A 14,449-nucleotide genomic window follows, 5' to 3' on the forward strand; every position below is an offset into this window, starting at 1 on the left:
ATTATAAAGTCTTTTTCATGCAGACACTATTATCCATTTCTTCGTAAGGCGGATAATTTGGAATTATAGTATAGCCTAATTTTTGGTATAAAGCGATCGCTTCGGGTTGTTTTTTTCCTGTTTCCAGAATAGTATAAGTATAATGTAGTTCAGCTGCCCAATTTTCCAGTTCTTTTAAAACGGCAGCTGCAATTCCTCTTTTTCTATATTCAGGTTTTACATACATGCGTTTGATTTCGACAGCGTTACTTTCTTTTTCCCTAAAAGCACCACAGCCAACAGGAATATTATTTTCATAATACACAATAACGTGTTTTATTTTATCTGTTTTATTATATTGATTGTAAAAGGCATGATCTTCCCCGTCCCTGATTTTTAAATCCTGGTCTAATAAAGCTACCAGGTTTATAAAATCAATGTCGTCGGAATTGGTTCGTTTTAAGTTATTCATGATACTAAATACTTAGAATTGATGCTTACTTAAGTTTGTTTTTCTTTTGTTGTTTGGCAAGCTGGGTTTTGGTGTATTGTGCTTTTTCTAATCGGTTTTTAAATCGAAAGAGTTTTGGCAAACCTTCGATTCGGTCTTCGATTGTAATTTCTTCAAAAACAACAATTGCTTTTTCTAAAACCCGGATTTCGTTATCGATATCATTTTGGTTTTTGTAGATCGTAGCTAACCGATCGTAAGGATGATTTCCTTTAAAGCTTTCCTCGACATTCTTCTCATACAATTCAATTGCTTCTTTAAAATTTCCTGTTTTTTCAAATTCAGACCCTTTCAGGTTTCGTTCGGACTGCAAATTCTCATTGATTTCCATAGGTAAAGATGTTTGATTTGGGGTTAAACTTCTTCTTCAGATTTTTTCCCAAAATCTTTCGGGAAAATTAAAAAACGTGATAAAATAATACCGGGAATTGTAGCCAGAAATACCCAAATAAAGAAATTTCCGTAGCCTAAATATTCTTGAATATATCCGCTGGCCATTCCGGGTAACATCATTCCCATCGCCATAAATCCGGTTGCAAGAGCGTAATGTGCGGTTTTTGATTCTCCTTCAGCCACATAAATTAAATACATCATGAAAGCTGCAAAACCAAAACCGTAACCAAATTGTTCGATAATTACAACAGCATAAATATAGTAAATGGAAGCAGGATGAAAATACGCTAATAAGATAAAACCAATTATTGGCAAGTGCATGGTTAAAATCATTGGCAGCATCCACTTTGTCAAACCTTGTTTTGAGATAGCAATTCCACCAAGAATTCCGCCTAAGGTTAAAGCGATTAATCCAAAAGTTCCATAAATCAAACCGATGTCCTCGGTTTCAAGTCCCATCCCGCCTTTTTTAATTGTCTTTTGATTTCCTTTATTAGCAATCAATAAATCTACAAAGTCAATTCTGGCCTTATTTACATTTTTATATTCTGCTTTATCTTTATTTTCTACTTCTGCCAGTGGTTTCTTTTGATTTCTCATTTCCACTAAAATGGGAAGTTTAGAATAAAGCAGCTCTAGTTCTGAATCGGATAATTTTTCTCCATTCTTTACTTTTGAATTATATATTTCCAAAGCTTTTGCCTGACTTTCATCAGATCCGGTTTCAACCAGTTCATACTTAATTGGATCTACTAAAAATGGAGTCAGCATCTTAATTAATTGCGATTCTCCTAATCTGAATAATAAGATAAAAGAAAGGACCAGGATAATTTGTTTTTTTCTGAAGAAGCTTGCAAAAATGCTTGCAAAACTTTGTTTATTAGTATCAATAGGTTTCTCGCCTGCGTTTATCTCGGTTTTCGGTGTCGAGAAAAAATTGTAGACCGTTATAAAAGTCATTAACAAACCAACAGCAATCATGGTATAAGACCAGGCTTTAGTATTGTCGCCGTATTTGTGTTCCAAATATCCCGCTAATAAAACAATTAATCCGTTTCCGGCCAACATTGCGAGTCTGTAAAAGGTACTTCTGATTCCGATAAAAAAAGATTGCTGATTTTCGGGTAAAACCAATAAATAAAAACCATCGCTGGCAATATCATTAGATGCTGAAGCAAAGGCAGCAACCCAAAAAATAGCCAGGGTCATCATGAAAAAACCGCTTGTCGGAATGGTAAAACCGACTAATAAAAAGGCAATAGAGATAAGCAATTGCATCGATAAAAACCATTTTCTTTTAGTTCCGAATAACTCAATAAACGGACTCCATAATGGTTTGATTACCCAAGGCAGATATAATAAACTGGTATAAAGACCAATGTCTTTGTTAGAAATTCCAAGTTTTTTGTACATAATAACCGAAACGGAAATGATGACGGCGTAAGGCAATCCAGACGCAAAATTTAGAAGCGGAATCCAATACCAGGGTTTATTATCTGTTTTCATTAGGTTGTGCTGGGGTGTATATTTTAAACGTCTTTTTCAGGTCAATAATAGTTGGAATACTTTCGTTTGCAAAATAATCAATAAATGTGACAGCGCAAGCTTTATAAAGTTTCATTTTTTCGGCAGGAAGTGATAATGAGATAGTTCCCATATTATTTTCATCAATGAATATTTTATCTAAAATCTGACTTGGATCATTGATATTTATTTTCGAAATATGTTCTGCTCCATAAACCACCATATAGCGCACTTTTGTATTGAATGGGTATTTGATGTTGAAAATGTATTTTGAACTTAATTTTGTACTGTCTATAATAAATTCATTTACAACAGGAGTGTCAATAATAACACGTTTTAAATTTGGAACCGCTGCAGGTAAAGCTGGATATTTATATTGATTTTCTTCTAAATGACGAACGATGTCAAAGTTTTTATCCATGAACCATTTAGCGCTAAAATAAGCACTTCCGGATACATTTTTAAAGCTTCTGGCAAAATCAACCTGATTAGGAATTTCACTCATGAAATTCCAGCTTTTATCACCGTCAGCCCTGATTTTGTAAGATGCATGTCCTATATAAACGGCAGTATTATTAGAGTTTTCTGCCCACCATTTTACTAATTTTGAGTAAGAAGCTCTTGGGTTGTTCATACTCCAGTACAATTGCGGCAGGATATAATCGATCCATTTCTGGTCCATCCATAAAACAGGATCAGCGTATAAATCATCATAATTTGCTGTCGATTGCGTGTCGGAACCTTTTGGATCTACTGATTTATTTCTCCAAACTCCAAATGGGCTGATTCCAAACTGAACCCACGGCTTACTTGCTTTGATGGTCGTAGAAATGGTATGCACAAAATTGCTGACATTTGCACGGCGCCAGTCTGAAATACTTAAACCTGCACCGTATTTTTTATAGGATGCCGTATCATTAAAAACTTTTCCGGGAACGGCATACGGATAAAAATAATCATCAAAATGAATGGCATCAATATCATATTTATCGACAACTTCTTTTACAACTTTAGTCAGATGTGTCTGAACTTCAGGCAATGCAGGATCGTAATATAATCGTCCTCCATATTCGATCATCCATTCCGGATGCTTAAAAATGTCGTGAGTCGGGCTTAGAAGATTTTTGTTTAAATCGAAAGTAGCACGATACGGATTCATCCAGGCATGAAACTCAAATCCTCTTGCGTGCGCCTGCTCGATCATCCATGCTAATGTATCATAATAAGGACTTGGAGTCACACCTTCTTTACCCGTTAAAAAACGGGACCAGGGTGCCAGTTCTGAAGGATAAAAAGCATCACCAACACTTCTGACCTGTACAATTACGGCATTAAAGTTTAGTTTTTTATAGGCATCTAAAATTTCAATATAATCGGCTTTTTCTTTTTCAACATTATCAATACCGGTTTTTGGCCAGTCAATATTTACCACGGTTGCAATCCAGACACCTCTAAATTCGTTTTTAGGATGTTTTGTTTTTTCCTGAGAATTGGCATTCCATCCAAAGAAAAATAAAAATATGATAGAGAGTAACAGGTGTTGATTTTTATGCATTTCAATCTTTTTTTAACAGAAACCAAAAATAGTTTTTTTCGCTGACTATCGTAAATAATTCAGAGATTATAATTTAAACGCTATTTGTTTGGTTTTCATGTAATGGTTTGTTTTTATTAAATATTTTTTTGCCACAAATTGCATGAATTTTTTTGAATTATTTTTTCTAAATATGGAATGTAAAGTTAGTGGCAACTTTGTTTTTTTGCCACAGATTAAAAAGATTGGATGATTAATTCTATAAAATCCTTTTAGTCTGTGGTTTATTTTTTGAAATATTTTTTTACGACTGAAAAATAATTCAAAAAAATTCAAAAAAATTCGTGCAATCGTGGCAACTTTAATTTAATCCGGAAAAGAAATTTTACCCATAGTTACCGATGGAATCCCTTTGTTTGTACCAAAATTATAATTCCCTCCGGCAACAGTTTCATTAGCCAAAACAGCAAACAAAACGGCTTCTTTCGCATCACCTGAAATTCCGAGGTCATCGCTTTTTTGAAATTGGCAGGACAGTAATTCTTTTAACCAACCCACCAATAATGGATTATTTGCACCACCGCCGGACATGTAAATCGTGAAATCTTCAATAGGTGTTCCTGTGTTTTTTACCACAAACAGAATCGCTTCTGCAATCGTTTCGGCACTCAGGCGTGTTAAAGTAGCCAGCAAATCTGGTGCCGAAATATTTGTCAGGTTTGTTTTTGAAAGCGCTTTTTGTACAAATTCGGCATTGAATAATTCCTGGCCTATAGTTTTAGGGAAACTTTTCGTGAAGAATTTATCTTCTTTTAAAGTTTTCAAAAGTTCCAGATTGACGGTTCCTTTTTGGGCAATTTCGGCGTCTTTATCGTAGCTTTTTTCAGGAAAATAATGTTTGGTAAAAATGTCAATTAAGGTATTTGCTGTTCCGGTATCGGTTACAAAAACGTCTTTGGCGTTTAGGGAGGCGGGTAAATATGTGAAATTCGCAATTCCGCCCATGTTGAGCATAATACGGTTTTCGCCCTTTTTACCGAATAATAAATAATCGCCATAAACCGCCAAAGGAGCTCCTTCGCCACCTGCTGCAACATGTTTTTGCCTAAAATCTGAAAGTGTTATAATCCCTGTTTTTACCGCAATATGATCACCATCACCAATTTGTAAAGTCGCATTTGGGAATTTTTCCTGCTGATGCAAAAACTTCGGAGCATGCAAAACCGTTTGTCCGTGCGAAGCAATTAGGTCAACTTCCTGTGCGGGAATATTCCATTTTTGGAGACAATCATTGACCATTCCGGCGTGCAGGATTCCGATCCATTCGTTTAGTAAAGCCAAATGTTGAAAATCGATCGTTTTCTTCGCAAATATTTTTCGGATTTCGGTTTTAATAGCCTCGGTATAATTGATGGATTCGAATTCCAGAATTTTTACAGCAGTATTTTCGCCCGCACCGGAAACTTCGCAAAGCGCAATATCAAGCCCGTCAAGTGAAGTTCCGGACATTAAACCTATTATTTTTCGGGTCTCTTTTTGAGCGATTTCGTAAAGAGAACTTATATTTTTATTCATTAAAATGATGTTTTAAGGAAGTGTTTTTATTGTTACTGCTAAAATGGGATTTATTTGAATATAAATGTAGAGAAAATGAGGCTTTTTTTTGATTTAATAACAGGTATAAATACGTGGTTATTTATATTAGTTAATTAATATTTTTGAGGGAAGATTTTTTTTTTACGATTCTATAACGTCTAAATGATACATGAGGTCAATATTAACCTACATTTTACACTTTTTATACTGGGTTTGGTTTATATATTTTGTTTTTTACGTCATTCAGGAGATTATGACACTGAAACAGGTTTTAGTAGGTGAAGGGATAATTTTTATGGTAATCTCTACTTTTGTTTTATTTTTTGTTGGGCTTTTTTTGTATTTATTTACGCTTACTTTTGAGATTTCAAATACGTTTAATAAGTATTTAAGATCTTCATCTCTGTTTTTTTGTTTTACTCTGGTTGTTTTGTTTTTTCTTGTTTTAAGAGGAAATAGCTTGCTGGGTTTAGAATATTAGGCTCTAAGATTCCCATAAATTCGGAAAAAGCAATCGAATTCCATAAAGGTTAAAAATTGTAGAAAAAGTTTTATAATTAATTGTTAAGTTTGCTTCGAAATTCCTCAGAAATGTTTTACGGATTAATTTCCTCAAACAAAAACTTAACTTAAAAAAACTATGAAAACATTTTTTTATTCTGTTGCCTTAATGCTACTGTCTTTTTGTATGAAAGCCCAGGAAAATAGTCTATTTACTACAGGATTTGAAGAAACCATATCTTCAAAAATATTAGGACAAGAGCGCAAAGTCTGGATTCATATTCCTAAAAGCAATGGAGGCGATAAAATTAAGGACAGAGGAAATTATCCGGTGATTTATTTGTTGGATGGAAGCGAAAATTTCAACACGGTTGTGAGCATTACTGAACACATGGCGGAATCTAATCTTTGCCCGCCAATGATTGTGGTTGGAATTCTGCACGAAAACCGACTTGTTGATTTAACAACCGGTACAGATAAAGAATTACCAAATGTTGTAGGGGGCGGAGAAAAATTCATGTCGTATGTCGAGAAAGAACTGATTCCTTATATGGATGCAAATTATCCAACAACATCGTACAAAACTTTTATTGGGCATTCTCTTGGTGGCTTAACAGTTATGAATACTTTTCTTCATAAACCGAGTTTATTTAATTCGTATGTTTCTCTTGATGGTTCATTGTGGTGGGACAATCAGAAACCTGTAAAAGAAGCTAAAACGATTTTACCGACTCAAAACTATAAAGGAAAAACAGTGTTTATGGCAATGGCAAATCGTTTGGAAAGAGGCGTAGATACCTTAAGCGTTCAAAAAGATACAAGCGGAACTACCGGACTTATTCGCAGTAATTTAGAATTTATTAAAGAACTTTCTAAAAACAAAAAGAACCAATTGCGTTTCAAACATAAATTTTATGAAGACGATAATCACCCTTCGGTTCGTTTGATTGGAGAATATGATGCACTTCGCTTTATTTTTGAATTCTACAAACTTAAAATTTACGACAGCGAATTAAAAAATCCTGATTTCAAATTAGATGCTTTATTGGTAGCACACTACAAAAATGTTTCTGAAAATTTGGGGTATATCGTTAAACCGGACGAAAACCAAATTAATAATTTAGGGTATCAAATGATGGGTACCAAACAATTTACAAAAGCAGAAACTTTATTTAAACTGAACATTGCGAATTATTCCCAAAGTGCCAATTGTTATGATTCTCTGGGTGATTTATATCTTGAAAAAGGCGATAAAGCTAAAGCGATAGAAAGTTTCAAAAAAGCTTTAACACTGAAAGCAATTCCCGAAACTAAAGAGAAATTGGAGAAGTTATTGGCGGAGAAGAAGAAGTAGATTATTTTATTATAAAAGGTGAAAGCTTAACTGTTATGTTGAGCTTTTTTTATGGATAAAATCGGGTATAAGTACGTGATTGTTTAGAATAGTTAATGGATACTTTTGAGAGATATGATTTAAATTCTTAAAAAAAAGGTTTTCCATAAAATACTAGTGAATTTTAAAATGATATTTGATTGATTATTAATTTTTATTAACCAATTAAATTTAAAAGTTATGCAATTAGAAGGTGCTATTATAAAAGAACAAGGCCAAAATTTTGCTATTGTAATTGTTAAATCTCATGTATTGAATTCAAGTGAACGAGATAATGCAGTTCAGCAATTTTCAAGATATTTTCATGGAATGCCAATTATTTTAATGGCACAAAATTCTAAAGGAATTCCAACATATTATGGTCGGACAGATATTGTGAGTTTTTTGTCTAAATTACATATATCTCAAATTCCTTGGAAAAAATATACTTTCAATTAACACATTAGATTATGATTACTTATATTCACAACTTAAAAAAGTATTATGGTTTTTGATGTTGATAAAGGTTTAAAAGGTTTAGTTGTTCATCATGAGCCTATGACTGATTTACAATTAACAAAGATTATTGCTAGTTTTTGATGAAGTTCATATGACACCACCTGATGATAATAGATTCTTTTTAGAAAAAGGAGCTATATGTTATTACTATAAAGATGTAGGTAATCAAAAAATACTATACAGTGTTGATGGGTTAAAGTTATTAGATTCATTTAAAAATGTTCCTGAGCCGGATGTTCCTAAAGATTCACTTCCTATTGCTAATGTGCTTAATTATGGAGGGAGTAAAGATAAAAGAATTGAACCTTATCAGGCAATCGTAATTAGTGATATTTTACCTTATTTCAAGAATGATCAGTTTGAAAAACAAGAGTTAATTTTACTTGATAAATTTGAAAAAGCACTTGATAAAAAACATATCCAAGTATTAGACTATAAAAAAACAGATTTTTATTTACGAAATAGTATTTCTTTGAAAATAGCTTATGATTTTGATGTTTCTGATAATAGATCTTTAGATCATCTTAAATATTTATTTTTAAAAGAAAAAACTGAAGGAGTAAATATGTTTATACCAAGTCCTGCTTTTCCAGAAATGACACATTTTAAATACTTTCCTCATGTAAAATATAATTCTTCATTACAAAATAATAATGAGGGAAAAGAGTATGACTATGAGAGACAATATTTTTCAATAATTGGAAAAGTTAATAAAAAATTAGCACTTAGTAATGAATATAATTTGATTCCAATCTTTATTAATCAAAGAATCCACGATTATTTTAGATTTAAAGTTTTAAAGTCTAAAGAAAATGAAGATCCGGTTTTTAATGAAGAATGGAAGAAAAGCTATGATAGAAAGCTTGTAAATTTAGGTAATATTCTTTTTCAGTCATCAAATGTTTTTTTGAGCAATGATAGACTTGAAACAATATCTATCCCTGAAATTTTATCATATAAGGAACAGTGTCTGAATGATCTATATAGGTTAAGAAAAGAATTGTTTAACGAAATTAATAATATAGTTAGTTCTAATTACACTAATTCAGATAGTTTAGAAATAAAAGCTATATTAGAAAGGAAAATAATACCACAATTTTCACAATATCAAAGTTCTCAAAATCAGATTTTATCAAAAACGCTTAAAAATATTTCTACATATGGAATCGCATATGGAGCAGCTTATGTAGGATTCGTTGAAGGACTATCTCCTTTGTTAATTGCTGCTTTGAGTGGTCTAAGCCCTAAATTAGCAGATAATCTTTTGCAATTATCTGGGAAGTTAAATGATAAAAAGAAAAGAAAATATGAAAATACGTTTTCGTATTTTTTGAATGTATAGTCAGTAAGAATTATAAGAAAAATGAAAGGCTATTAAACTTACTGCGTATTGTGATTTTAAATATCTAGATAAAGTAAAATAATAATTTAAATTCCTAATGTAGTTTTATAAAAATGAATCAAAAACAAACGTTAAATATCTTACTTGTAATCTCAATAATTGTTATTTTGATTAATAATTTTTTCTTTAATGAAACGCCTGAATTTATAAGCATTGGGCATGAACTTGGACAAGTTTTTTCAAATTTAAGTTTAGCATATCTAGCAAGTTATATTTTTTATTTAGTTGTTGTTGTAACAAAAAAAAAAAGGATAAAAAAAATGTAAACATTTCAGTTTATAATCTTACTGATTCACTTTTAGATCACGCATATATTATTTACAATGAAATAATCGAGACTACTGGAACACCCCACGACAAATATACTAAAGAAACAATTTCTAGAGAAGAATATTTTGCTTTGCTAGAATTATGTGATCCAAGTTATATTCCCAAGAATAAGCATTTTGGAACTGTGTTTGAACCACAATATGCTACTGTAGCTCAATTTATCCATAATGGTACGATTTATAATACGGATCGCTACATTAATAAAATTTTTGAATTTATGCCATTTTTAGATACTGATTTTGTAGCACTACTTAATAGATTGAGGCATTCTTATTTTTACCGAAAAGGAGCTGACACATTATTATTGATAGTAAAAGGAAATATTAAAGATAAAAAAATTGGAAAGTTTGAATCAATGTATGAATATTTAGAAATATTGAGAGAAATTGAAGCTTATAATGAAAAAAACCATAAAAAATATTTAAACTGAGTCACGTTCTCATCGTTTGCAACGCGGATAATTAAATCAAAGCAACTTGTAATCTAACTAGCGCTCATTTATCTACAACTCTGGTGCTCGATTGCATCGAGTACCTACTTAAATTATGTAAACAAATCGTAGCGTTTGCAACGCGGATAATTAAACCCCAGCAACTTGTAAAACCGTTGCAGCTATTTTAAAAATCAATACCTTTAGGATAAAATTAATGTCTGGAAAATATAAGGTTATTGATAGTACGGTACCAACTTTTGTTACCATAACAGTTGTAGACTGGGTAGATTTATTTGTGAGGCCTGTTTATTGCAATATTTTAGATGATTCCTTAAATTATTGTATCAAAGAAAAGGGATTAAGTGTACATGCTTACGTTTATATGTCCAGTCACATTCATTTAATTGTTACAGCAGCTGATGGGGAATTACAAAATGTTATTCGGGATTTCAAAAAATTCACCTCAAAGAAACTTATTGAAGCTATCAAAGAATTTCCGGAAAGCAGACGGGAATGGTTATTGCGAAAATTTAGTTATGAAGCCCAAAAATCAGACAGGGCAAAAAATTATAAGTTATGGAAAGATGGCTTTCATCCTGTTATATTAGATACTTTAGAAAAAATTGAACAACGTATAAATTATATTCATTACAATCCTGTAGAAGCTGAAATTGTTTTTCATGAAAGAGATTTTGTTAATAGCAGTTATAGAAATTATGAAGAAGATAACAGCGTTTTTTGCAATGTAATGGTAGAATCTTTATGGTAACGTTATCCACGTTGCAAACGCTTTGTTTAGTATTTAGAAGTAAGTAGGTACTCGATGCAATCGAGCACCAGAGTGCATTGTTTTTCATGAAAGAGATTTTGTTAATAGCAGTTATAGAAATTATGAAGAAGATAACAGCGTTTTTTGCAATGTAATGGTAGAGGCTTTATGGTAACGTTATCCGCGTTGCAAACGAAGTAGGTACTCGATGCAATCGAGCACCAAATGAGACAATAATACACGAAATACGGGTGTCAGGATTAGTCGATAGAAGAGACATAGATTTACTATCTATATTTTCGCTAATCAACTAGGAGAAAAAAGAATGTTATCATCTGATTGAAAAATATTTTTCTTAAATTAGAGAAACAATTAAATTCAAAAAACATGAATCCATCAAAAATAATAGGAATAATTCTGATCATTATTAGTCTCGGTGTGGGATATATAGGTATCAACAAGATAGCTGATAATACAAAAGAAATTAATTTATTAGGGCTAAAAATTGACGCATCCAACGAATCCGGTAAGGAACAAGGATACCTTTATTTAGGGCTGGCCGTCATTTTACTTGTGGGCGGAATTTACACGGTCAATAAATCAAAATAAAGTTCAGTAAGTAGATACTGCAAATCCGCGCTGTCGTTGTATAAATATTTGATAACTATCTTTTTATAATTGATATTTCTAACAAATCCCATTATAAACCGACAGCCCTAGCCCTGATGGAAGCGGCATCCTTTTGTGTCTCGTTTGTAACGAGACATAAAAGATACAGCGTACAGTAGGAAGCAGCTCCTGATTAAACAAAAAAACCGCCTCAAAACGAATTGAGACGGCTTATATGATCGAAAAGCTGAATTAATCTTAGAACTTATAAGTTACTCCAATTCTTCCGTTTATTGGCTGTTCCGTTTGCCAGTAGTAAGCATTCACGTTGGTAGAGGCATAATAAGAACCACTGTAAAGATATTTATCAAGGATGTTGAATACATTGGCGGTAAATTTCAGCTTTCCGGTTTCATATGATAAACCTCCATCGAGTTTGAAATATTCCGGCAGTTTTTCAAGTCCCGGACTCCATGTATCCGTTTGGCGGCCTGCAAGATAAGTTCCTCCAATAGAAGCACCCAGTCCTTTAAGTTTTCCGCTTACCAAAGTATAATTTAACCAGGCGTTTGCAACATGTTTAGAAAATCCCGGAACAGTAGAACCAACCACAATACCTGGTACATTAGAGTCTTTTACTACAGATTCTGTAAAGGCGTAATTCGCGATCAGATTCAGACCGTCAATAATTTTTCCTCTTACGTCAAATTCAACTCCACGTGCTCTTTTTTCGCCCAGAACAACTTTAAATTGTTCATTTGGTTCATTATCAGGATCAGATGTGAGTTCGTTTTGTTTTAATATACTGTAAGCAGATGCTGTAGTGCTCCAGGTTCCGTCAAACCAGTCTTTTTTGATACCAAACTCAACATTGCTGCCGGTAAGCGGTTTGATTTTATCACCATTTTTTATGATTCCGGACTGTGGTGTAAATGCCTGATCGTATAATCCGTAAACTGCCAAACCATCAGTTATCGTAAAACTAAGACCGGCGCGTGGTGTAATATGGCTGTCCGCCTGAGTTTCACCCCAGTTGGTTTGACTGATCCAGGTGTATCTTGCGGCAAGGGTCAGTCTCAGTCTGTTTTCGAAAAACCCAACTTCATCCTGAACATAACCTGCAGCATATTCTGAATTCATGATTCCGCCGGCTCTTTTGCTAAGAGGCGTGTCACGATCAAAATTCGGCAATCCGTTGGCAGGAGTTCCGTAATCGGGAGCAAAAATATCAAATGGATCAGCGAAGGTATCCAAATCATGCGACTGATTCCAGTCTGCCATATAATCTTTGCTTCCTAAATCGATACCTCCTAATACTTTATGGCTAACCGGTCCTGTATTGAATTTTCCGTTCAGGAATATTTGCCCTAAATACATATTGCTTTCGGCATCCCAAATACCTACGTTTCGTATAATTTTACCAACAGCAAGAGTACCGTCAGGTGTACCGTCATAATCTAAGTCAACAGGACCGGGACCTACACCGCTTGGCCATGAACTGTAGCCTTCCTGCAGATATTTAAAATAAGATGTTTGTGCAGTAAGCTTCCAGTTATCATCAAACTTATGCTCAAACATAAGATATCCGCTATGATCATTAATTTTCGTATCGGGCAAACCTGGCTGTGTCATTGTAAAATCTCTTGGCATTGTTGCATATCCGCCTGCATCAGCGCCAAAAACATAGTAAGAGCCAACCTCGGTCATATTAGCATGCTGGTAATTATATTCAAGAGTAATTTTTGTTTTATCGTCAATCTGATAGGATAATACGGGAGCAATGACATAACGGTCATTGTGCTCAAATGGCCGGTGCGAACCTTTCTTTTGCAAAGCACCATTGAAGCGGTATAAGAACTTCCCTTTTTTGTCGAATTTCCCGTCAAGGTCAATACTGGCTCTGTAAAAGTCATAACTTCCACCCATTACTGTAGCTTCGCCTTTGGTGATTCCTGTTGGTTTTTTGGTTACGACATTGTAAAGACCACTTGGATCACCACTGGAAAGCATGAATCCGGCCGGGCCTTTTACGAATTCGATATGATCTACAAAACTCATGTCTTCGGTAAGCGGTCCCCAGAAAGAAGATACTACGTTGAAACCGTTTCGGAAAGCCTGAATTTGTGATCCGCGCATGGTAATATTAGTGTACATATCGCCCCAGTGCTCTAAACGTACAGCACCGCTCACATTACGTATAACCCCGTCGCTCATACTGATAATTTGCTGATCTTTTAAGGTCTGACCACTCACTATCTGAATGTTTTGCGGAATTTCTAACACCGGAGTGTTAAGACGCAATGATAAAGAGGGTTTGTCCTGTTTGTATTTGTTTTTTGTAATTACAACTTCGTTAAGTTCTTCCTGATTTTCGGAAAGTGTGAAGTTTCTGGTTACGGTTTGACCGGCAGTGACAGTAATATTTTCAGAAAGGGCTTTAATGCCTATTCCTTTAATGCTTAAAGTATAGCTTCCCGGTTTAACATTTTTAATTTCGTATTGTCCGCTATTATTGGTAACGGCTGTATATTTTGTTCCTTTAAGTGCCACAGCAATATTTTCTGCAGGAACATGATCGCTCAATAAAATTCTCCCGTTTACTTTACCTTGTCCCTGAGCAATTATGCTGACTGAACTTAAAAATAAGAGGCAAAATAAAATTCTTTTTGTATAAGATATTTTCATTTTGGTTTGTTATTAAATTTTTATTTCGCAAAAGTAAAAGCAAATTTCTTTCCGACCAAATTATTTTTAATTATTCTAAATAAAAATTAAAACACCAAAATTTGAGATATAATTTATTTATTAAAGCATACTTGATAACAAATGGATTAAGTATTTATAATAAGATTTCTCCGCAAAATAAAATTTATACATTTTGAATGTCAATTGCCCTAAAGCTGATTTTTATTTCTCTGTAAAAAAATATTTAAGCGAAATATTCTTATGAAATAGTAAAATGAAGCTATGAAAAAAG

General features: G+C 33.3%; 14 protein-coding genes. 8 read left to right on the top strand and 6 right to left on the bottom strand.

All coding sequences use genetic code 11. The features are described 5' to 3' along the window. Nucleotide 1: 1 nt before the first annotated feature. The 5 genes from ACEN92_RS20330 to ACEN92_RS20350 all read right to left on the bottom strand — a co-directional run bounded on the left by ACEN92_RS20330 (nucleotide 2) and on the right by ACEN92_RS20350 (nucleotide 5,516). Complete coding sequence (locus ACEN92_RS20330) at nucleotides 2-451, bottom strand: GNAT family N-acetyltransferase (RefSeq protein WP_495640144.1); 450 nt, start codon at nucleotides 449-451, stop codon at nucleotides 2-4. A gap of 25 nt (nucleotides 452-476) precedes the next feature. Next, entirely contained in the window at nucleotides 477-821 is a 345-nt protein-coding gene (locus ACEN92_RS20335) for a hypothetical protein (protein WP_495640145.1), read from the bottom strand. 23 nt (nucleotides 822-844) lie between these two features. Further along, entirely contained in the window at nucleotides 845-2,389 is a 1,545-nt protein-coding gene (locus ACEN92_RS20340) for an MFS transporter (RefSeq protein ID WP_495640146.1), read from the bottom strand. Next, on the bottom strand, nucleotides 2,376-3,962 hold the full coding sequence (locus tag ACEN92_RS20345; protein ID WP_495640147.1) for a glycoside hydrolase family 10-like protein: 1,587 nt from the start codon (nucleotides 3,960-3,962) through the stop codon (nucleotides 2,376-2,378). The genes ACEN92_RS20340 and ACEN92_RS20345 overlap by 14 nt, the downstream gene beginning before the upstream one ends. A gap of 345 nt (nucleotides 3,963-4,307) precedes the next feature. Next, nucleotides 4,308-5,516 (bottom strand): anhydro-N-acetylmuramic acid kinase, encoded by a 1,209-nt coding sequence (locus ACEN92_RS20350; protein ID WP_495640148.1) that lies wholly within the window; start codon nucleotides 5,514-5,516, stop codon nucleotides 4,308-4,310. Nucleotides 5,517-6,177: 661 nt separating this feature from the next. Here ACEN92_RS20350 and ACEN92_RS20355 point away from each other — a divergent pair. From ACEN92_RS20355 to ACEN92_RS20390, 8 genes are all read left to right on the top strand, one after another. Then, a complete protein-coding gene (locus tag ACEN92_RS20355) occupies nucleotides 6,178-7,392 on the top strand; it encodes an alpha/beta hydrolase-fold protein (protein WP_495640149.1) in 1,215 nt (404 codons plus the stop codon). Nucleotides 7,393-7,611: 219 nt separating this feature from the next. Further along, a complete protein-coding gene (locus ACEN92_RS20360) occupies nucleotides 7,612-7,869 on the top strand; it encodes a thioredoxin domain-containing protein (RefSeq protein ID WP_495640150.1) in 258 nt (85 codons plus the stop codon). A 151-nt stretch (nucleotides 7,870-8,020) separates the two neighbouring features. After that, entirely contained in the window at nucleotides 8,021-9,271 is a 1,251-nt protein-coding gene (locus tag ACEN92_RS20365) for a hypothetical protein (RefSeq protein ID WP_495640151.1), read from the top strand. 113 nt (nucleotides 9,272-9,384) lie between these two features. Beyond that, the gene (locus ACEN92_RS20370; protein ID WP_495640152.1) at nucleotides 9,385-9,597 is read left to right on the top strand and encodes a hypothetical protein; all 213 of its coding nucleotides are present in this window, start codon (nucleotides 9,385-9,387) and stop codon (nucleotides 9,595-9,597) included. Between the two features lie 134 nt (nucleotides 9,598-9,731). After that, nucleotides 9,732-10,091, top strand: a complete 360-nt coding sequence (locus tag ACEN92_RS20375; protein ID WP_495640153.1) for a hypothetical protein — start codon at nucleotides 9,732-9,734, stop codon at nucleotides 10,089-10,091. 217 nt (nucleotides 10,092-10,308) lie between these two features. Beyond that, complete coding sequence (locus tag ACEN92_RS20380; RefSeq protein WP_495640154.1) at nucleotides 10,309-10,863, top strand: transposase; 555 nt, start codon at nucleotides 10,309-10,311, stop codon at nucleotides 10,861-10,863. A 387-nt stretch (nucleotides 10,864-11,250) separates the two neighbouring features. Then, entirely contained in the window at nucleotides 11,251-11,472 is a 222-nt protein-coding gene (locus ACEN92_RS20385; RefSeq protein WP_495640155.1) for a hypothetical protein, read from the top strand. A gap of 44 nt (nucleotides 11,473-11,516) precedes the next feature. Further along, nucleotides 11,517-11,651 carry a hypothetical protein gene (locus ACEN92_RS20390; protein ID WP_495642366.1) on the top strand — a complete coding sequence of 45 codons (135 nt, stop codon included), beginning with the start codon at nucleotides 11,517-11,519 and terminating at the stop codon, nucleotides 11,649-11,651. Nucleotides 11,652-11,730: 79 nt separating this feature from the next. Here ACEN92_RS20390 and ACEN92_RS20395 read toward each other — a convergent pair whose 3' ends face one another. Beyond that, a complete protein-coding gene (locus tag ACEN92_RS20395) occupies nucleotides 11,731-14,157 on the bottom strand; it encodes a TonB-dependent siderophore receptor (protein WP_495640156.1) in 2,427 nt (808 codons plus the stop codon). Nucleotides 14,158-14,449: the final 292 nt, after the last annotated feature.

The organism is Flavobacterium sp. Flavsp81, from assembly GCF_059491325.1.

Coding starts and splice junctions, on each gene's coding strand:
- ACEN92_RS20380 (WP_495640154.1), top strand. CDS start 10,309: ATGTCTGGAAAATATAAGGTTATTGATAGTACGGTACCAACTTTTGTT.
- ACEN92_RS20370 (WP_495640152.1), top strand. CDS start 9,385: ATGAATCAAAAACAAACGTTAAATATCTTACTTGTAATCTCAATAATT.
- ACEN92_RS20330 (WP_495640144.1), bottom strand. CDS start 451: ATGAATAACTTAAAACGAACCAATTCCGACGACATTGATTTTATAAAC.
- ACEN92_RS20340 (WP_495640146.1), bottom strand. CDS start 2,389: ATGAAAACAGATAATAAACCCTGGTATTGGATTCCGCTTCTAAATTTT.
- ACEN92_RS20395 (WP_495640156.1), bottom strand. CDS start 14,157: ATGAAAATATCTTATACAAAAAGAATTTTATTTTGCCTCTTATTTTTA.
- ACEN92_RS20350 (WP_495640148.1), bottom strand. CDS start 5,516: ATGAATAAAAATATAAGTTCTCTTTACGAAATCGCTCAAAAAGAGACC.
- ACEN92_RS20365 (WP_495640151.1), top strand. CDS start 8,021: ATGACACCACCTGATGATAATAGATTCTTTTTAGAAAAAGGAGCTATA.
- ACEN92_RS20385 (WP_495640155.1), top strand. CDS start 11,251: ATGAATCCATCAAAAATAATAGGAATAATTCTGATCATTATTAGTCTC.
- ACEN92_RS20355 (WP_495640149.1), top strand. CDS start 6,178: ATGAAAACATTTTTTTATTCTGTTGCCTTAATGCTACTGTCTTTTTGT.
- ACEN92_RS20335 (WP_495640145.1), bottom strand. CDS start 821: ATGGAAATCAATGAGAATTTGCAGTCCGAACGAAACCTGAAAGGGTCT.
- ACEN92_RS20345 (WP_495640147.1), bottom strand. CDS start 3,962: ATGCATAAAAATCAACACCTGTTACTCTCTATCATATTTTTATTTTTC.
- ACEN92_RS20360 (WP_495640150.1), top strand. CDS start 7,612: ATGCAATTAGAAGGTGCTATTATAAAAGAACAAGGCCAAAATTTTGCT.